Annotated in this window: 16 protein-coding genes and 2 pseudogenes; 5 read left to right on the top strand and 13 right to left on the bottom strand. The window is 69.7% G+C overall.

Annotated features, from left to right (window positions below):
- Positions 1-6: 6 nt before the first annotated feature.
- The 3 genes from topA to DMB80_RS00200 all read right to left on the bottom strand — a co-directional run bounded on the left by topA (position 7) and on the right by DMB80_RS00200 (position 3,918).
- On the bottom strand, positions 7-2,823 hold the full coding sequence (gene topA / locus DMB80_RS00210; RefSeq protein WP_111508036.1) for a type I DNA topoisomerase: 2,817 nt from the start codon (positions 2,821-2,823) through the stop codon (positions 7-9).
- 155 nt (positions 2,824-2,978) lie between these two features.
- Complete coding sequence (locus DMB80_RS00205) at positions 2,979-3,572, bottom strand: hypothetical protein (protein ID WP_111508309.1); 594 nt, start codon at positions 3,570-3,572, stop codon at positions 2,979-2,981.
- A gap of 142 nt (positions 3,573-3,714) precedes the next feature.
- On the bottom strand, positions 3,715-3,918 hold the full coding sequence (locus DMB80_RS00200) for a cold-shock protein (protein ID WP_006243848.1): 204 nt from the start codon (positions 3,916-3,918) through the stop codon (positions 3,715-3,717).
- Between the two features lie 313 nt (positions 3,919-4,231).
- On the opposite strand from DMB80_RS00200, the gene DMB80_RS00195 reads away from it, so the two are divergent.
- Both DMB80_RS00195 and DMB80_RS00190 read left to right on the top strand, forming a co-directional pair.
- On the top strand, positions 4,232-6,565 hold the full coding sequence (locus tag DMB80_RS00195) for a DEAD/DEAH box helicase (RefSeq protein WP_420812105.1): 2,334 nt from the start codon (positions 4,232-4,234) through the stop codon (positions 6,563-6,565).
- Between the two features lie 183 nt (positions 6,566-6,748).
- Positions 6,749-7,783: a PAS domain-containing protein gene (locus tag DMB80_RS00190; RefSeq protein WP_111508035.1), complete on the top strand. Its 1,035-nt coding sequence runs from the start codon at positions 6,749-6,751 to the stop codon at positions 7,781-7,783.
- A 28-nt stretch (positions 7,784-7,811) separates the two neighbouring features.
- On the opposite strand, the gene DMB80_RS00185 is transcribed toward DMB80_RS00190, so the two are convergent.
- From DMB80_RS00185 to ssd, 8 genes and pseudogenes are all read right to left on the bottom strand, one after another.
- A complete protein-coding gene (locus DMB80_RS00185) occupies positions 7,812-9,041 on the bottom strand; it encodes a serine/threonine-protein kinase (protein WP_111508034.1) in 1,230 nt (409 codons plus the stop codon).
- Positions 9,042-9,060: 19 nt separating this feature from the next.
- A complete protein-coding gene (locus DMB80_RS00180) occupies positions 9,061-9,426 on the bottom strand; it encodes an Rv3654c family TadE-like protein (RefSeq protein WP_111508033.1) in 366 nt (121 codons plus the stop codon).
- A pseudogene (locus DMB80_RS00175) lies at positions 9,419-9,709 on the bottom strand (TadE family type IV pilus minor pilin); the annotation flags it as partial. The gene DMB80_RS00180 and the pseudogene DMB80_RS00175, both read right to left, overlap by 8 nt.
- 29 nt (positions 9,710-9,738) lie before the next feature.
- Complete coding sequence (locus DMB80_RS00170) at positions 9,739-9,942, bottom strand: DUF4244 domain-containing protein (protein ID WP_111508032.1); 204 nt, start codon at positions 9,940-9,942, stop codon at positions 9,739-9,741.
- A 21-nt stretch (positions 9,943-9,963) separates the two neighbouring features.
- Positions 9,964-10,554 (bottom strand): type II secretion system F family protein, encoded by a 591-nt coding sequence (locus DMB80_RS00165; protein ID WP_111508306.1) that lies wholly within the window; start codon positions 10,552-10,554, stop codon positions 9,964-9,966.
- On the bottom strand, positions 10,551-11,330 hold the full coding sequence (locus tag DMB80_RS00160; protein ID WP_111508031.1) for a type II secretion system F family protein: 780 nt from the start codon (positions 11,328-11,330) through the stop codon (positions 10,551-10,553). The genes DMB80_RS00165 and DMB80_RS00160 overlap by 4 nt, the downstream gene beginning before the upstream one ends.
- The gene (locus DMB80_RS00155; protein WP_111508030.1) at positions 11,327-12,502 is read right to left on the bottom strand and encodes a TadA family conjugal transfer-associated ATPase; all 1,176 of its coding nucleotides are present in this window, start codon (positions 12,500-12,502) and stop codon (positions 11,327-11,329) included. Before DMB80_RS00155 ends, DMB80_RS00160 begins: the two co-directional genes overlap by 4 nt.
- Positions 12,499-13,593 (bottom strand): septum site-determining protein Ssd, encoded by a 1,095-nt coding sequence (ssd, locus tag DMB80_RS00150; RefSeq protein ID WP_111508029.1) that lies wholly within the window; start codon positions 13,591-13,593, stop codon positions 12,499-12,501. Before ssd ends, DMB80_RS00155 begins: the two co-directional genes overlap by 4 nt.
- Positions 13,594-14,037: 444 nt before the next feature.
- Here ssd and DMB80_RS00145 point away from each other — a divergent pair, with 444 nt between their 5' ends.
- Positions 14,038-14,874: an HAD-IB family hydrolase gene (locus tag DMB80_RS00145; protein WP_162231994.1), complete on the top strand. Its 837-nt coding sequence runs from the start codon at positions 14,038-14,040 to the stop codon at positions 14,872-14,874.
- Between the two features lie 449 nt (positions 14,875-15,323).
- Here the strand turns inward: DMB80_RS00145 and DMB80_RS00140 are convergent, their stop codons facing one another.
- Positions 15,324-16,073 (bottom strand): oxidoreductase, encoded by a 750-nt coding sequence (locus DMB80_RS00140; RefSeq protein ID WP_111508028.1) that lies wholly within the window; start codon positions 16,071-16,073, stop codon positions 15,324-15,326.
- 137 nt (positions 16,074-16,210) lie between these two features.
- Here DMB80_RS00140 and acs point away from each other — a divergent pair, with 137 nt between their 5' ends.
- Positions 16,211-18,172 (top strand): acetate--CoA ligase, encoded by a 1,962-nt coding sequence (gene acs, locus DMB80_RS00135; RefSeq protein WP_111508027.1) that lies wholly within the window; start codon positions 16,211-16,213, stop codon positions 18,170-18,172.
- 106 nt (positions 18,173-18,278) lie between these two features.
- Positions 18,279-18,524 (top strand): annotated as a pseudogene (locus DMB80_RS00130) (lipopolysaccharide assembly protein LapA domain-containing protein); the annotation flags it as partial.
- Positions 18,525-18,554: 30 nt separating this feature from the next.
- Here DMB80_RS00130 and DMB80_RS00125 read toward each other — a convergent pair.
- The gene (locus tag DMB80_RS00125; protein ID WP_046365144.1) at positions 18,555-19,217 is read right to left on the bottom strand and encodes a S1 family peptidase; all 663 of its coding nucleotides are present in this window, start codon (positions 19,215-19,217) and stop codon (positions 18,555-18,557) included.
- Between the last annotated feature and the right edge of the window lie 128 nt (positions 19,218-19,345).

The following is a 19,345-nucleotide window of genomic DNA, read 5'->3' as shown; positions in this document are numbered from 1 at the left end:
CTGCGGCTAGGCCTTCTTTGCAGCCTTCTTCGCCGGCGCCTTCTTGGCGGCCGTCTTCTTGGCCGGAGCCTTCTTCGCCGCGGCCTTCTTCTTCACCGGTCCGCGGGCGCGCCGGTCGGCCAGCAGCTCCGAGGCTCGCTCGTCGGTGATCGACATGACGTCGTCGCCCTTGCGCAGGCTGGCGTTGGTTTCACCGTCGGTGACGTACGGACCGAAGCGGCCGTCCTTGATCACCATCGGTTTACCCGACGCCGCATCGTTGCCCAGCTCACGCAGCGGAGGTGTCGCCGCGCCCTGGCGGCCACGGCGTTTCGGCTCCGAGTAGATCTTCAACGCCTCGTCGAGGGTGATGTCGAACATCTGCTCCTCGGTGGCCAACGAACGAGAGTCCGTGCCGCGCTTCAGGTATGGGCCGTAGCGACCGTTCTGCGCGGTGATCTCCTCACCGCTGGCCGGATCGACGCCCACCACACGCGGCAACGACAGCAGCCGGAGCGCGTCCTCGAGCGTCACCGTCTCCAGATCCATCGACCGCAGCAGCGATCCGGTGCGCGGCTTCGGACCCGTCGGCTTCTTGCCCTTCTTCGCCGTCGCCCCCGCCTCGCCGTCGTCCGGCGGTTCGGGCAACACCTCGGTGACGTACGGCCCGTACCGACCGTCCCTGGCCAGGATCTCGTGCCCGGTCTCGGGGTCGACGCCCAGCGATCGCCCCTCTTGCGGTGTGGCGAAGAGCTTCTCGGCCAGCTCGAGAGTCAACTCGTCCGGCGTCAGATCGTCGTTGAGGTTGGCGCGCTGCGGCTTGACCTCGCCCGGATTGTCCGGATCGGCCACCATCCGCTCGAGGTACGGGCCGTTGCGGCCGACGCGGACGTTGATCGCGCGCCCCTCGGCGTCGTCGAACAGCTTGATGGAGTTGACAACTCGCGCGTCGATCTCCTCGAGGTTGCCGCCCACCAGCTTCTTCAGACCGCCGGCCCGGGCGATCGAGCCGTCCACCCCGTGCTCGCCACCGAAGTAGAAGTTGGACAGCCAGTTGGTCCTTCGCTCGTTACCCGCGGCGATCTCGTCGAGCTCGTCTTCCATCGCCGCGGTGAAGTCGTAATCGACCAGCCGCGCGAAATGCTGCTCCAGCAAGCCGATGACAGCGAACGCCACCCAGGACGGCACCAGCGCGCTGCCCTTCTTGTGCACGTAGCCACGGTCCTGGATGGTCTTGATGATCGAGCTGTAAGTCGACGGCCGGCCGATGCCCAGATCTTCGAGCGCCTTGATCAGCGAGGCCTCGGTGTAGCGGGCCGGCGGGCTCGTGGTGTGCCCGTCGGCGGTCAGACCCTTGGCGTCGACACGCTGGCCCTGCGTCAGGTTCGGCAGTCGACTCTCGGCGTCGTCGGCCTCACCGCCGGCCTGCTCGTCGAGACTCTCCACGTACGCCTTGAGGAAGCCGGCGAACGTGATGGTGCGGCCGCTGGCGTTGAACACGACCTGCTCGCCGCCCGACGACTGCCCCGCGATGCGCAGGCTCAGCGTGGTGCCGCGCGCATCGGCCATCTGCGAGGCCACGGTGCGCTGCCAGATCAGCTCGTAGAGCCGGAACTCGTCGGTGTCCAGGGCGGAGTGCAACTGGCCCGGCGTCGCGAAGACGTCACCGGCGGGCCGGATGGCCTCGTGCGCCTCCTGCGCGTTCTTCACCTTGCGGGTGTACTGGCGCGGCGACGGATGCACGTACTCCTCGCCGTAGAGCTGCTGGGCCTGAGTGCGGGCCGCGTTGATGGCCGACTGCGACAGCGTGGTCGAGTCGGTACGCATGTAGGTGATGTAGCCGTTCTCGTACAGCCGCTGCGCGATGCTCATCGTGCGCTCGGAGGAGAACCGCAGCTTGCGCCCGGCCTCCTGCTGCAGCGTCGACGTCATGAACGGCGGGTACGGCCGGCGGGTGTAGGGCTTCTGCTCCACCGAAGCCACCTGCAGCTGCGCCCCGCGCAAGCCCGAGGCCAGCGCGTTCGCCGCCGACTCGTCGAGGACGAGCACCTCGTCGGGCTTCTTCAGCCCGCCCAGCGAATCGAAGTCACGCCCGGCCGCCACACGCCGCCCGTCGACAGTGTTCAGCTTGGCGGTGAACGTCGGCGGCGTGGCCTGCGCGTCGGAGACGCTGGCGTCGAGTTCGGCGGTGACATCCCAGTAGCCGGCGCTGCGGAACGCCATCCGCTCGCGTTCACGCTGCACGATGATGCGCGTCGCGACCGACTGCACCCGGCCCGCGGAGAGCTTCGGCGCGACCTTCTTCCACAGCACGGGGCTGACTTCGTAGCCGTAGAGGCGGTCGAGGATGCGGCGGGTCTCCTGGGCGTCGACCAGCGCGTTGTCCAGATCGCGTGGATCCTCGGCGGCAGCGCGGATCGCAGGCTCGGTGATCTCGTGGAACACCATGCGCTTGACCGGGACGCGCGGCTTGAGCGTTTCGAGCAGATGCCAGGCGATCGCCTCGCCCTCGCGGTCACCGTCCGTCGCCAGATAGAGCTCGTCGACGCCCTTGAGCAGGTCCTTCAGCTCGGCGACGGTGCTCTTCTTCTCCGGGCTGATGATGTAGAGCGGCTCGAAGTTCTCCTCGACGTTGACCCCGAGACGGGCCCACGGCTCCGATTTGTACTTCGCCGGGACGTCGGCCGCGTTGCGCGGCAGGTCACGGATGTGTCCGCGGGACGACTCGACGATGTAGTTGGACCCGAGATAGCCGGCGATTTTGCGCGCCTTGGTAGGCGACTCGACTATGACGAGCCGCCGCACTCTGCCGTTTCCACCGCGGTCGCGGTCTCCGTCAGCCACCTATCCGGTTCACTGTCTCGACTCCTACTACTTATTCTCTGTGCCGTCGGCAGGCTCGCACATCGTTGCGCCACCCCGCCCCGGCAACGAACAATTTCGCACTCTGCGCGTGCCGACGCAAACCGGCTCCCCGCCGAGCACCTGTCCCTCAGCCGCTAGACACGCGGCCACGACGCCAACGGCTCGGCGCCCTCCGGAGGTTCCCCCACGTTCTCTACCAGGCGCGACAGCCGCCGTCGGCCGCTGATACGCAGCGCAGGCCGCGAGCCGCGGGTGCCGATCAGCGTCGGTGCAATTCCGACTCGCATCATCGCCGATGCGAGCACGGAATGGGTGTCGGGCGCGTGCGGGTCCAACCCGAGCAGATAGCGGTCGTCGGCCTCCGGGCTACCCGCGGCCAGCGTCCAGGCCCGCAGCTCCCGCGGTCCGGGCAGCCACTGCGGCGGGACCGTCTTCACCGCGCCGCGCGTCCACTCCCGCGCGATCACGGTCAACCGGGGGTCGACCGCGGTACGCACCAGCGGCGTGTTCTCGTCGGTGCGCGAGATCTCCGGCGTGAGCCCCGCGTCGGAGATCATCTCGGCCAGCCCCTCGGCGCGCCACGAACTGTCCACCACCACCGACAGCCGCGCAGCCGGACCAGGGACGCCGGCGACCAGCAAAGCCTGCCCCGGCCCGGCCAGCATCCCCGTCAGATCGGCGACGGCCGGCGGCACCGACTCAGCCGAGAAGAAGGACAGCTGGCTCACACAGATGACAGTAGGCCAGCGGGCCATCTTCACAGCGGATGCGGACGCGGACGCGGCGCTGCGGTTCTCGTGTTCCGCCAAAACGAAACACCCCCGCGCCGCCGACGAGCGGTGACGCGGGGGTGCCAGGTCTTAAGGTGACTCAGACGGCGCGAACGCCGGTGGCCTGAGGGCCCTTGGGGCTCTGGCCGACCTCGAACTCGACCTTCTGGTTCTCTTCCAGGGTGCGGAAGCCGGAACCCTGGATCTCCGTGTAGTGGACAAAAACGTCAGCGGAGCCGTCCTCGGGGGCGATGAAGCCGAAGCCCTTCTCCGCGTTGAACCACTTCACAGTTCCCTGTGGCATCTTTCGTAATTTCCTTCTCTTCTTACCGGGGCGATTCACCGACATCCGGTGTACCGGGCCCGTTCCGACCGCCATACCTTCGTGGAGTGCTCGGAACTCGACCCGACCTACAACCCTCGCAGGAACCGCGACCGCAACGTTGTTCCTGCTAGTGCGTATACACGAAGACAGGAGCTGCGACCGCCGTTAGTCAACCATGTCTGACGCTGCTGCGACAGTCCGACAAGCAGTTGCGCAGCATCATGTAGTCAGAAATTCACGTACGACACGACGTAGGGGATGTGTGGAAGCCTCCGAGGTGCCCGATCCGACGCTGGGGTTCGGCCGCGCGCTGCTCGCCTGCGCGGTCGACGGCACCGCGTCGGGGGAACGTCCGCTGCGCCACGTCGCCGACTTGCCGGCCCGCCGCGCCCACGCCCGCGCATGGCCCTCATGGGCACCCTCAGATGTGGTGCAGGCGTTCGCCGATCACGGCATCGGCGCCCCGTGGTCACATCAGCTCGCCGCCGCCGAGCACGCCCACGCGGGGCGGCACGTCGTACTCAGCACGGGCACAGCATCGGGCAAGTCGCTCGGCTACCAGCTCCCCATATTGACGGCGCTGACACACAATCCGCGGGCGCGGGCGCTGTACCTGTCGCCGACCAAAGCACTCGGACACGACCAGTTGCGCGCCGTCGCCTCGCTCAGCACAGCGGCGGGGCTCGATGACGTCGCCCCGACGTCGTATGACGGCGACACCTCCGCCGACGTCCGCCGGTTCGCCCGGGAACGCTCCCGATGGATCTTCTCCAACCCCGACATGATCCACCTGTCGATGTTGCGCAACCACGCCCGGTGGGCGGTTTTCCTGCGCCATCTGAAATTCGTCGTCGTCGACGAATGCCACTACTACCGCGGCATTTTCGGCTCGAACGTCGCCATGGTGCTGCGCCGGCTGCTGCGGCTGTGCGCGCGCTACTCCCCCGACGGGCAGATGCCCACCGTGATCTTCGCCAGTGCGACCACCGCCGAACCCGCGATCACCGCAGCCGAACTGATCGGCCAGACGGTGATCGAGGTCACCGAGGACGGTTCACCGCAGGGGGCCCGCACCGTGGCGCTGTGGGAGCCGGCGCTGCTCACCGACCTCGTCGGGGAGAACGGTGCACCGGTGCGCCGCTCCGCCGGCGCCGAGGCGTCACGCGTGATGGCGGACCTGATCACCGAGGGCGCACGAACTTTGACGTTCGTGCGGTCCCGACGCGGTGCCGAGCTGACGGCGCTGGGCGCCAGGACGCGGTTGGCGGAGACCGACCCGGAGTTGGCCGCCGCGGTGGCCTCCTACCGGGCGGGATACCTGGCCGAGGATCGCCGCACATTGGAACGCGCACTGGCCGACGGGCGATTGCGTGGCATGGCGACGACCAATGCGCTGGAACTCGGTGTCGACATCGCCGGGCTGGACGCTGTTGTGCTGGCGGGCTTTCCGGGCACGGTCGCGTCGTTCTGGCAGCAGGCCGGGCGGGCGGGCCGGCGCGGCCAGGGCGCTCTGGTGGTGCTCATCGCCCGCGACGATCCGCTCGACACCTATCTGGTGCATCATCCCGCCGCTCTCCTGGACAAGCCGATCGAACGTGTGGTGATCGACCCGGCCAATCCCTACGTGCTGGGCCCTCAATTGCTGTGCGCGGCCACTGAACTGCCGCTGACTGACGCAGAAGTCCGCATGTGGGACGCCGAGGCCGTGGCCGGCGCACTCGTCGACGACGGACTGCTGCGCCGCCGGCCCAGCGGATACTTCCCGACGCCCGGCCTCGATCCCCATCCCGCCGTGGACATCCGGGGATCGATCGGTGGTCAGATCGCGATCCTCGAGGCGGACACCGGCCGGATGCTGGGCAACGCCGGTGCCGGCCAGGCCGCCGCCTCGGTACACCCGGGTGCGGTCTATCTGCACCAGGGCGAGAGCTATCTGGTTGACTCTCTGGACTTCGAGGACGGCATCGCGTTCGTGCACGCCGAAGATCCCGGATACACCACCTTCGCACGGGAATTGACCGACATCACGGTCACCGGACCCGGCGAACGTTCGACGCACGGCCCCGTGACGCTCGGCCTGGTGCCGGTGTGCGTGAGCAACACCGTCACCGGTTACCTGCGCCGCCGTCTCGACGGCGAGGTCATCGACTTCTGCGAGCTCGACATGCCCACGCGCACACTGGAGACCATGGCAGTGATGTGCACCATCACACCAGAAGCCCTGGCCGACAGCGGAATCGATCCGTTACGTACCCCCGGGTCGCTGCACGCGGCCGAACACGCCGCCATCGGCCTGCTGCCGCTGATCGCCAGTTGCGACCGCGGTGACATCGGTGGCGTGTCCACCGCGGTCGGTCCGGTGGACGGGCTGCCGACGATCTTCGTGTACGACGGCTATCCCGGCGGCGCCGGATTCGCGGCCCGGGGCTTCGGCGCCATCACGCGGTGGTGGTCTGCGACGGCGTCGGCGATCGAGGCGTGCGAATGCCCAGCAGGGTGTCCATCGTGTGTGCAGTCACCGAAATGCGGCAACGGCAACGACCCGCTCGACAAGGAGGGCGCGCTCACCGTCCTGCGCCTGCTGCTGGACGCCCTGAACGACCCGGCGGTGAAGACCGGCGGGTGACGACCGACCCCTCGACGATCGCCGCGGATCCGCCGACGGAATCCGTACCCGCCTCGACTCTTCGGAACCTACCGTTCGAGGTGCACCGAGGCAACCCGAAAGTGCTCGTCACGGGCCATATCGACATACCGAAGCGGCTTTTTGATGCGGATCCCGCAGCCGGTGGCTCGGTAGGATCACCTCATGAGCCACGACTGGATGCTCGTGGAGACGCTGGGGAGCGAACCGACCGTGGTCGCTCAGGGGGCCCACACCAAGAATCTGATCCCGATCTCGTCTCTGCTCCGACGCAACCCCCACCTGATGGCAATTCAAACCGCGATCAGCGAAACCGTGCGCGGTGGCAGCGGGCTGAGCAGCATCACGCCGAAGAACGACTGCGTGATCCGCACCGAGGTGGTCGCGATGTCCGACGGTCGCATCCACGGGGTGCAGATGTGGATCGGCGCCGCCGACGAAGACCCGCCGCCTCGCCCCGAGGTGGGGTCGATGCTGTGGGATCTCACCAACGGCGCCGCCACGGACACGGTCGAGTCGCTGAAGATCGGCGGCTGGGATCCGGCGACTCAGCCGACGCAGGGTCGCGCGTTCGCCGACGATCTGCCACGCCGGGATCTCAATCCGCACGAGGCAGAGGTGATCAGCATGCTGATCAAGCCGCGGCCAGGCGTGACGATCTGCACGACGTGGGACGTCGCCGATTACCGCGGGGAGCAGATCACCGTCGGCTTCGTGGCGCGCTCACTCGAGGAGATCGACGACGACGGCGACGAGGACGGGGCGCCGCGGCTGGTGTGCCGGGCGATGAACTGGCGCAGCGTGCACGAGGGCAAGGACAACAGCGAAGCCTCGCTGGCCGAGCGCATCCTGGCCGGCTTGGCCCGGCCGGGCATCCACCGCGCGCTGGTCGACCCCGCGCACTGGATGCTCGTCAAATGGCTCGACGATCCCGCGCCCTTCTTCGACTGGCGCGCAGGAATGTCCAGCGACCAAGCGATCCATCCGCACGATCGCCCCGCGGTCGCGGAGATGGCCAAGGGTTTCGACGCGGGTTCGGTGTCGGGCGTGCTGCGGGTGATCGCCCGCGACGGCGGATGGACGCCGGTGCACGTGACGGTGCATCGCATTGAACTGCACGACGGGGTCATCGGGGGTCTTGCCGAGTTGCGTCTTCCGACCGACGACGAGTTGTCCGACGCCCGACTGGAAGAGCGCTGAACCCGCCGGGCTTGGTGTCTCGAGCCCGCTAGGGCTTGTCTTTCTTGCCGTTGCCGTTGCCGTTGCCGTGCCCGCGGCCGGGTCCCGGACCCCCTCGAGGCGGCTCGGCGGGTGGCGGCGGGGGCGCCACGACCGGCGCGGGTGCCGATGTCACCGGAGTCACGCTGCTCGGCGTCGTCGGCGGTGGTGTCACGCTGGTGCTCGTGCTGACCGACGCCGGCGAGGGTGATGAGCCGAAGGGATCGAGCGCCAGAGCCAACGCCGAGACGACGAACGCCGCGACGATGGCGGCCCCGGCGAGCACGTAACGGCGCGGGTTCCGGCGCCCCGGTCGCGCACGTACCGGGGCGGGAGGCGGGTATCCGGCCGTCGGCGGCAGAGGCGCGGCCATGACCCGGGTGGCCGGTCGGGGCGCGGGGGCAACGGGCCGTGGCGGCGCCAGCGCGGCGGGATCACCGGCCAGTGCCGCTCGCATGTGGTCGGCGCTCGCGAACCGATGCGCCGGGTCGCGCGCCATTCCGCGGGTGATCACCGCGGCCAGCACGGGATCGACGTCGGGGCGTACATCGCTCAGCGGAGGCGGCTGGGTGTCGACGATGGCGCGGGCCAACGCCACGGGATTGTCGTGGGGAAACGCGCGATGCCCGATCAGCGCCTCGTAGCCGATCACCGCGACGGCATAGAGGTCATCGGCGACCGACGCCGGCGCCCCGGTGACCCGTTCGGGGCTCATGTAGCACATGGTCCCGATGATCTGGCCGGTTTTGGTCTCGGCACTTCCACCGGTCTTGGCGATGCCAAAGTCGGCGACCTTCATCCGATCGCCGGCCGAGGAGAGCAGGACATTGCCCGGCTTGATGTCGCGGTGCAGCACGCCGGCCGCGTGCGCGGCGCCCAAGCCCGCGAGCACATCGTCGAGGAGCGCACGGACGTGGTTCGGCGCCATGGGACCTGCGCCCATGATGTCGTGCAGCGTGCGGCCCGGCAGCCGTTCCATCACGATGAACGGCGCCCCGTCGTGATCACCGAAATCGTGCACGGCGACGACGTTGGGATGCTCCAGCGCTGCCGCCGCTTTGGCCTCGACCTCGAATCGGCGGCGCAGGTCCGGATCGTCGGCCATCTGAGGATGCAGCACTTTGACGGCGACCGGTCGGCACAGGCGGGTGTCCCAGCCGTCGCGGACCTCGGCCATGCCGCCGCGACCGAGCAGGCCGCGCACCTCGTAGCGGCCGGCGAGCAGTTCGCGGCCGGTCATGAGGGGTGCGTATCCCGCCTTACAGCGACGTAAACCCCGGCTCGCCGAGCGGTCCCGCGCGGGCGGCGGCTGTCGCCGGGCCGACCAGCGCAGCGCCGAAACCCGGTGCCGTCTCGGCGGTCACCAGCACGTCCAGCCCGTCGACGTCGCACCCGATCACCGTAGAGGCCATCGACCGCGCGACGGAAACCGCCGTCGCACAGGCCGCCTCACGACCGCTCGGCAGCGCTGCCGCCGCACCGAGCGCCGCGAGGTCCGCCGCCGCGGCCGCCCGGTGCCGGGCCACCACGGCCGAACCGAGCAGGGCGCCGCCGGCCATGACAGCGGCCACTGCCGCGATCAGGAACGCCGCCAGCACGCTCGCTGCGCCGGTGTCGTCATGCACCCGGCTCCAGTGCCGAGACGGCCCGGGCGTTGATCGCGATGCCCGGCAGGAGTGCCGCGCGCGACGTGACCGTCGCGACCACGAATCCGCCGTCGCGCCGGAGCTCGATCGCCGCATGCGGCGGCGCGATCTGGCGGGCGGTCGCCAGAGCCACGCCCTCGTCGCCGCGCGCGGCCAACCGGGCGGCTTCCCTGGCGGCGTCGACACAACGCACCTGCATCGTGAGCGCGGTGAGCCCGGCCAGGCAGACCGCCACCACCGCGACGAGCGCGAGGATGGCGAATGCCGCCTCGACGGTCGCGAAACCGGCATCTAGGTGTTCGTGTTCAGCGCGCGGGTGATGATGTTCGTCAGTGCGCTGACGATCGAGTCGCCCGTCACGACGGTGTACAGGATCGCCCCGAACGCCGCGGCGGCAATGGTCCCGATCGCGTATTCGACGGTCGACATTCCGTCGTCGGCAACCGCGAGCACGAGTAGCCGCGCGCGCAGATCGGCGAGTCGTTGAGTGAACATGCAGGTCCTCCTGGTTGGTTGTCACAACATTCCTGATCGCAGGACGTCTCCGGCCAGCCCCGCGATGACCGGCACGATGCCCAGGCAGATGAACGCCGGCAGGTAGCACAGCCCCAGCGGGCCGGCGATCAGCACGGCTGCCCGCTCGGCCCTCGCGCCGGCAGCGTCCGACGCCTCGGCGCGCAGCGTGGCGGCCAGATCTTCGACACCCTGCGCCAGCGCGGCCCCGGAGGCCGCCGACCGGCGGGCCATGCGCAGATAGGCGCGCACGTGGGCCTTTCCGACGTCGCCGGCATCGCCGTCGTCGGCGGGGTCTGCCCAGGCCCGGCCGGCGTCCGCACCCAGGGCCAGCAGGTCCGCGCCGCGGCGCAGAACGTGTGCCAGCGCGTACGGCGCCGCGTCGGCGACCGCTGCGGCAGCGGTCGACACCGCCATGCCCGCGCGCAGGCACGCCGCGAACGCGTCGAGCGCCGCCGCCACCGCCAGCGGTCCGTCGGACGGGGGCGCCCCTCGCCCCGGCGCCTGCACCCGCCGCACTCCGAGCCTGCGCGCGGCGGACGGCTGCGGGAGCACCAGAACGGCCAGCGCCAGGGACACTGCGGCCCAGGTCATCCCAGCACCGACGCCGTGATGCGGTCCGACCACAGCAGACCGGCTCCGACGAGCGCGGTGCCGATCCACAACAGCCATCCACCGGCGCCGTCGGAGAGCAGGAAGCCGAGGGGGTCGGCACCGATCGCACAGCCCATCAGCACGCCCAGGACCGGCAGCCCGGCGAGCACCGTGCCCGTGGTGCGTGCGCCCGCCATCCCGGCATCCACCCGGGACCGGAACCGTTCGCGTTCGGCGAGGTCGCGTTGGGCGGCTTGCATGAGAGACGCGATGGCCAGCCCGTGCCGCTGCGCGAGCTGCCAGCACACCGCCAGCCGGTCCCAGTGGCCCGGCACCAGCGAGCGTCGTGACTCCGCCCGCAGCCCCGACACCACGTCGGCTCCGAGGTGCGCGCGGGCCGCGACCGCGCCGAACGACTCCCCGACGCGCCCCTCGATTTCGCAAGACGCCGTGTCGATCGCAGCCACGGGATGGGCCCCGACACGCAGTTCGGACACCAGGACCTCGAGAGCACCGTGCAGTGCAGTCGCCTCGCGTGCGCTGGCCCGCCGCCTGGTGCGCCACCGTCGGCGCAGCAGCAGCACGGCCAGCATCGTCGCGGCTGCCAGCACCGCTGTCATCGGGACCACAGCACTCAGCGCGGCGCAGGCGAGCAGCGCCACCAACATCACCGGCGGTCGCCGACGCGGCCGCGCCGCCACGCGTCGCATCGGCGCCCGCGTCGCGGGTGGCAGCACCAGCAGGGCCAGCGCCAACGCCACCGCGGCCACGGTCATGTCCGGCTCCTGCGGTCGATGAGCTGTCGGAGCGCGTCGGCGCCCTCCCCCGGACCCGTGTCGGCGTTCCAGCTCGGCAGCACGGACACCCGACCGTCCCTGTCGCGATGCAGTACACCGATCTCGGCGAGCCGGCGACCACCCGACCGTGTTCGCGACATGTGCAGCACGACGTGGATCGCCGCGCCGAGCTGGCTGTGCAGGGCCGCCCGGTCGAGTCCGCCAAGTGCGGCGAGCGCCTCGAACCGGGCGGGGATCTCCCCGGGGCTGTTGGCGTGGACGGTTCCCGCGCCGCCGTCGTGACCGGTGTTCAGAGCCGTGAGCAGGTCGACCACCTCGGCGCCGCGCACCTCGCCGACGACGATGCGGTCAGGTCTCATCCGCAGGGCCTGCCGGACCAGGTCGCGAACGGTGACCTCACCGACCCCTTCCACGTTGGCCGCTCGCGCCACCAGCGAGACCAGGTGCGGATGGCGAGGTGCCAGCTCTGCGGCGTCCTCGACGCAGAGGATGCGCTCCTGGGCGGGTATCGCACCGAGCAGCGCAGCCAGCAGGGTCGTCTTGCCACTGCCGGTACCGCCGCTGACCACGAACGCGAGCCGGGCGGCGATGATGCCGTGCAGCAGTGTTGCCGCCTCGGCCGGGATGGTGCCGGTGGCCGCCAGCGCGTCGAGATCCTGGCTGGCAGGGCGAAGCACACGAAGTGACAGACAGGTGCCGCCCGCGGCGATCGGCGGCAGCATCGCGTGAAGCCGTACGTTCAGCGTTTTCCCGACTGCACTCCCCAGATCGGCGAGATGCCCGTCGACCCACGGTTGGGCATCGTCGAGGCGGCGGCCGGCAGTCAGCGCGAGCCGCTGAGCGAGGCGCCGGACCGCGGCCTCGTCAGCGAATCGCACGCCGGTGCGTCGCAAACCAGTTCCGTCGTCGACCCACACAGCGTCAGGCGCGGTGACGAGCACATCGGTGGTGCCGGGCGCCGTCAGCAGCGGTTCGAGGACGCCCGCCCCGACGAGCTCGGTCTGCAGTTCGCGCAGATTCGTCAGCACCTCGGTGTCGCCGAGCACGCCGCCGGACTCGGCGCGGATCGCGGCGGCCACGACGCTGGGCCTCAACGGCACACCGTCCGCCGCGAGTCGTTCACGGACCCGGTCCAGCAGAGGCGCGTTCACGCGGCGACCTCACCCGGCGATTCGAGATGCGGCTTCGTCTCCAGGACGGCCAGCACCGACCGGGCCGCACTCGCCAGCGGGGAGTTTCCCCGAAGACGCACCCCGCCCCGTTCCAGGTTCTGATCCAGGCCCGGCTGGGGACGCATCGTCGCCAGAATGGGCAGGCCGACGATGCGCGCCACATCGATGGGCCTCAATCCGCCCGGGGAAGGCCCGCGCACGAGCAGGCCGGTGTTCTGGTTGCAGGCCAGCACCCACTGGGCCGTCGCCGTCGCGGCGGCGCAGGATCGCACGTCGGCGGGTGTGACCAAAACCACCAGATCCGCTGCAGCCAAGGCTGTCTCCGTGGCCGCGCTGGGGCGGCGAGCGACATCGGACACCACCGTCACCGCCGCCCGGGCGCCGGCATCGATCACAGCGCTCAGAGCCTGCGGATCGATCTCCCCGGCAGCGCGTTCACCCGCGAGCACGCGGCTGCCCGCGAGGAGAGCGACGTGCTGGACCCGCGGCAGCGCGGCCCGAAGGGCCGGATAGGCGAGCCGCCCGCCGGCCAGGGTCAGATCCGGCCACCGCACACCGGACTCGGTTTCGCTGCCGAGCACGAGGTCGAGACCGCCACCCCATGGGTCCACGTCGACGAGCAGTGCCTCGTTCGCGGCCCGGGCCAAGGCCACCGAGAACACGGATGCGCCGCCCCCGCCTCTGCCCGACATCACCGCCACCACCGCGCCGCGGGGTCCCCCGGCGCGCGCCTCGTCGGCAGCCTCGGTCAGCACCGCCATCAGGTCGGCCTCTTGGGCGGGCAGCGTCAGGACGTGGTGCGCCCCCACCGCGACGGCGGCTTCCCAGTGCGCGCCATCGGGAGCAGCACCGCTGATCAGGACCACCCCGGCGCGTCGGGTCATGCCGCGTTGTGCGCACGAGCGGGCCGCCGCGGCATCGAGCAGGACCGCTGCAGCGCCCGCCCACACGCGCCGGTCCGAGGGGTCGGCACTGCGCACCGCGTGCACCCCGGCGGCGGCGACCACCCGATCCACCAGCCCGCGCAGGACGGGGTCGAAGACGGCGATCAGGATGGCGGCAGCGGTCATGTTTCCCAGGCTGCGCGGCGTCGCCGTGCTCAGCCAGAGCCGCGCGCGGATCTGTGGATGACCGTGGACTTGTCCACAGGCCGGCGAATCGGCGGGAAGAACTTCGCCGAAAACGGCGTTCCGCAACCAATTGGAATGGAGTGGCCTATCCGCATTGCGAATGACCCCAGAAAAGGGACGACCCCCGCCAGGGGGGGAGGAGGCGGAGGTCGTCGTGTATCAGCCCCGGGGGGTCGGGCTGATGCACACCCGGCATAAGCCGAGTGATGCCCACTATACACACGCCTGCGCGGGCGGGCGCAAGACCACACCGCAGAGAAGTCGGAGCAGATCCAGAAAAGATTGCAGTCGAAGACACGTGTCGTGAACTGCCAATTTGTACGATCTGCCGCAATTTGTCACGCGAACGCGTCTTATGCTGACGCTGTGACCCCCTCCGAGCCTGTGACGGGCGCCGAAGCCACCGGCGGGACGCCCCCGCCCGAACGTCCCGTGCGTACCGCCGCGTTCTTCGATCTCGACAAAACGGTCATCGCGAAATCGAGCACGCTGGCTTTCAGCAAACCGTTCTTCAGCCAGGGGCTAATGAATCGGAGGACGGTCCTCAAATCCGCCTACGCCCAATTCCTGTTCACGATGTCGGGTGCCGACCACGACCAGATGGACCGGATGCGCGCCCACATCACGACGATGTGCGCGGGGTGGGACGTCGAACAGGTCAAGTCGGTGGTGGGCGAGGCGTTGCACGACATCGTCGATCCGCTGGTCTTTGCCGAAGCTGCAGACCTGATCTCCGACCACAAGCTGTGCGGTCGCGACGTGGTCGTCGTATCGGCATCGGGCGAGGAGATCGTCGGGCCCATCGCGCGGGCCCTGGGGGCGACCCACGCGATGGCCACCCGGATGGTGGTCGAGGACGGCCGCTACACCGGTGACATCGCGTTCTACTGCTACGGAGAAGGCAAGGCGGAGGCGATCCGCGCGCTGGCCGCCCGGGAGGGTTACGCGCTCGAGCACTGCTACGCCTACTCGGACTCGATCACCGACCTGCCGATGTTGACGACGGTCGGACATCCGACCGTCGTCAATCCCGACCGAGCGCTGCGCAAAGAAGCCGCCGCCCGCGACTGGCCGGTGCGGTCGTTCTCCAAGCCCGTGTCGCTGCGCGACCGGCTGCCCGCACCGTCTGGCGCCGCGGTCGCGACCACAGCAGCTGTCGGCGTGAGCGCGCTGGCAGCGGGCGCACTGACCTACACCCTGCTGCGGCGCTTCGCCTTCTGACCTTTCACCGCGGTAGCTGGACAGCTCCGCGTAACGAATCGGGAAACCGACGCGTTTGGCCCTTGATGTGATCGCGGTCACGTAGTACAAAGGAACCACGGAAGCCGGGTGAGGCCAAGGTCGAGCCGGAAGAGAAGGCTCGATCTCCCGACCTCGGCTCCCCAGCACGAGTCCCGGAACCCACGCGGCGCACATGCCGCGGAACAGGCAAAAGTGTTGCGGGCCTGCGTAAGTGCGGAGATCGGACGGCCACGACGGCCCTTTGGGTGGGGTCGCAGCCGAAACGGATCGCACAGCGCCGAGGCCACCCACGCAACCCACAACGCACGCATGGTAACCGGAGGCTCGTGCTGGCGGGCGGCGCGCCGAAGTACTTTTCGAATTACTTCGGAACGCCGCCCGCTTTTGCTTTGCTGGACACGGTCAGGAGGACGGGTCGGAAGGGCCCGTCAGGACGACGCCGGGGCGGCGATGGACAGCGCCTCGCGAGCGCCCGCATGCAGCGCCTCATTGCTGAGCACCAGCCACGCCGTCAATCCGGCCGGCGTTCCCGACGCGAAACCCCGTGCCGCAGCGGTGTAGTCCCCCGACCGGCGCATCCAGTGCATCTCCGGCACTCCCAGCCCGTGCGGGTCCAGTCCGCTGGCGATCGTGATCAGCCGGGACACCCCGCGCGCCACCACGCCGTCGGCGCTGCCGAACGGGGCCAGCGTCAGCAGCTCCCCGTGCGCGACCGCGGCCAGCACGGTGGCCGGTACCCGCGTGCCGCCCGTCGCGAGGTCGGCGAGAAGTTCCAGTCGGCGGCCGATGTCCGGATCGGTACGCGGCCGGCCGAGCGCATCGGCGTCGACGAGGTCGGCCGCGGCCAGCGAGTGCAGCCGGGCGATGGCCTGCAGCGGAGCGCGCCGCCACACCCCGATCAGAGAGCCTTGACCACCTTCGAGCGCTTCGGCGACGCGCAGCGCCCCGGCGAGCACCGGGTCCTTCTCACCGTCGGTGTCGGGGGAGGCGAATTGCAACGGACCACCGTCGAGTACCGACGATGCCCGGGCTGCCCGCAGCGCGGCTTCCGCGGCGGTACCCGGCCAGCCCCGCAGGTTCGTTCGATGCCGGTGCGCCCGGCCCAGGGCCTCGCGCGCCTCCTCCCCCGCCTCGGCGACGCCGGGCAGAGTGGTCAGCGGGGCAAGCGGATCGGTCACGCCCGCACACGCTAATCGATGGTCGGCGGACCGATCGGCGCGCCGGTTGCCACGTTCGTCGCCTCCCGGGTGCCGCCCGCAGCGACGGTTGTGAGTCGCCAACGTCGATGCAACGTTGGGTGACTACCCTCACAGTCATGACCGAGACGCACGCCGACGTTCAGGCTTCCTACCCGCCTGCCCCCGAGTTCAGCGCCCAGGCCAACGCGACTGAGGCCCTCTACGACGAGGCCGAATCGGACCGGCTGGCGTTCTGGGGCACCCAGGCCGAGCGGCTGGCGTGGGACACGCCCTTCACCGACGTGCTGGACTGGTCGGAGGCGCCGGTCGCGAAGTGGTTCGTGGGCGGCACGCTCAACGTCGCCTACAACTGCGTCGACCGCCATGTCGAGGCCGGCAACGGCGACCGCGTCGCGATCCACTGGGAGGGTGAACCGGTCGGGCACTCCCGCTCCATCACCTACGCCGAGCTCAAGGACGAGGTCTGCCAGGCCGCCAACGCATTGACCGAACTCGGCCTCGTCACCGGTGACCGGGTGGCGATCTACATGCCGATGGTGCCCGAGGCCATCATCGCGATGCTCGCCTGCGCCCGCCTCGGCGCGATGCACTCGGTGGTGTTCGCCGGTTTCTCCGCCAGCGCCTTGAAGGCCCGCATCGACGACGCGCAGGCCAAGATCGTTATCACCACCGACGGTCAGTACCGACGCGGACAGGCGGTCTCGCTCAAGGACGGCGTCGACGACGCCATCGCCGGCCTCGGTGACGACAGCCCGGTCGAGCACGTGCTCGTGGTGCGCCGCACCGGTATCGACACGCCGTGGACCGACGGGCGGGACCTGTGGTGGGACGAGGTCGTCCCCAAGGCCTCCACCGACCACACCCCGGAGGCGTTCGACTCCGAACATCCGCTGTTCCTGCTCTACACCTCAGGCACGACCGGCAAGCCCAAGGGCATCATGCACACCTCGGGCGGCTACCTGACGCAGGCGTCGTACACCCACTTCAACGTCTTCGACATCAAGCCCGAGACCGACGTCTACTGGTGCACCGCCGACATCGGCTGGGTTACCGGGCACACCTACATCGTCTACGGGCCGCTGTCCAACGGCGTCACGCAGGTCGTCTACGAGGGCACGCCCGCCTCGCCGAACGAGCACCGGCACTTCGAGACCATCGAGAAGTACGGCGTCACCGTCTACTACACCGCCCCCACGCTGGTCCGTACCTTCATGAAATGGGGCCGCCAGATCCCCGCCGAGCACGACCTGTCGAGCCTGCGGCTGCTGGGCTCGGTGGGCGAGCCGATCAACCCCGAGGCATGGCGCTGGTACCGGATGGCGTTCGGCGCGGACAAGACCCCGATCGTCGACACCTGGTGGCAGACCGAGACGGGCGCGATCATGATCTCCCCGCTGCCGGGCGTCACGAGCTGCAAGCCGGGCTCGGCAATGCGCGCGCTGCCCGGCATCTCGGCCAAGATCGTCGACGACGACGGCAACGAGCTCGCCGCGGGCACCGATCACGGCGAGCAGGCCAGCGGATACCTCGTACTCGACAAGCCGTGGCCGTCGATGCTGCGCGGTATCTGGGGTGATCCGGAGCGGTTCAAGGAGACCTACTGGTCCCGTTTCGCCGAGCAGGGCTGGTACTTCGCCGGTGACGGCGCCCGCTACGGCAAGGACGGCGAGATCTGGGTCCTGGGCCGCATCGACGACGTCATGAACATCTCCGGGCATCGCATCTCCACCGCGGAGGTGGAATCGGCCCTGGTCGGTCACTCCGGGGTGGCCGAGGCCGCAGTCGTCGGCGCCTCCGACGAGCACACGGGCCAGGCGATCTGCGCGTTCGTGATCCTCAAGTCCAGCGCCCACGGCGGGGAGGAGTCGATGGTCGACGAGTTGCGCGCCGAAGTCGCCCGGGAGATCTCCCCCATCGCCAAGCCGCGGGAGATCCACGTCGTCCCGGAGCTTCCCAAGACCCGCAGCGGCAAGATCATGCGCCGGCTCCTGCGCGACGTCGCCGAGGGCCGCGAACTCGGTGACACGTCCACGCTCGTCGACCCCAGCGTCTTCGAAGCGATCCGGGCCAGCAAGTAAACCTGTCGCGCGGGTGTGCAGCGTCACGCCCGCGCGACGTTCGGTTTCGCCGATCGATCCCGTCTCCATCTGTGACACAACGGATCACAGAAAAGAGGGATCGACCATGACCACGCACCGCACCACCGAGCACACCCCCGCCCGTCGTTCGGGTTTCGCCGCGAAGTTCTCGCTGAGCGTTGCGTTCCTGCTCGCCGTCGCGCTGGTGGTCTTCGTGCTGCAGAACACGGTGCACACCACGATCAACTTCGTCGGCTGGAACTTCGACCTCGCGCAGGGTGTCGCGCTGCTCGGCGCAGCGGGTGTCGGCGCGGTGATCGCGCTGATCGTCAGCGCCGCGATTCGGTTGCGCCGCGCGGTGCGCGGAGAGACGTGGCCGACGTCAGGCCGGGCCGACGGGTACGAACCCGCTGCCCGGCCTGTTCTTGGCCGTGATGTCGGCCAGCTGGGTGTTGATCGACATCGTCACTGCAGGCGTGTGCAGCGGGATGAACTTGACGACGCAGGTGGGCAGGTCTTCGGAGAACGCGCCGTGGATCATGCCGACGAGCTTGTTGTCGACGGTGACGGGGGCGCCGGAGTCACCGGGCTGTCCGCACACCTGGTTGACGATCGTGCCGGGCTGCTGCCCGGGTCCCCAGGTGACGCCGCACGAGTAGCCGGTGGTGCGGCCCAGCTTGCACGCCACTTCGCCGAACGTGGGGTCGGGTCCGATGCCGTCGATGCGGAACCCGTTGATCTCGTTGACGGGACGCACCTTGGCCGGGTCGAACTTGATGACCGCGTAGTCCAGCACGTCGTTGCCGGCCACCATCGTCCCGACGATGCCCGCATCCTGCTCGGCCTCACTCGCGACGACTGCGCCGGGCCCGCCGCAGTGCGCGGAGGTGAAGCCGATGAGGTTTCCGCTGCGGTCGGAGCCGATCGCGGTCAAGGTGCACAGCGTGTCGCCGTTGACGACCAGACCGGAACCTCCGCCGAGGGTGACCGGAGCGGCCGCGTGAGCGACACCGGTGGCGCCGATGAGCCCCGCACCGAGCAGCATCAGCACCGCGAAGATCGCAGAAAGAACTCGTGGCTGGTCGTTCGTCGTCACGCTCGCCCCAATCGATACCCCGATGATCACGGCCCGACCCGCCATGGAAGGAATCAAGGCAGTCTAACGTCACCGCC

Source organism: Mycobacterium kyogaense, from assembly GCF_003254575.1.
Taxonomy (GTDB): Bacteria; Actinomycetota; Actinomycetes; order Mycobacteriales; family Mycobacteriaceae; genus Mycobacterium; species Mycobacterium kyogaense.
This window is presented reverse-complemented; position numbering and strand designations above follow the sequence as displayed.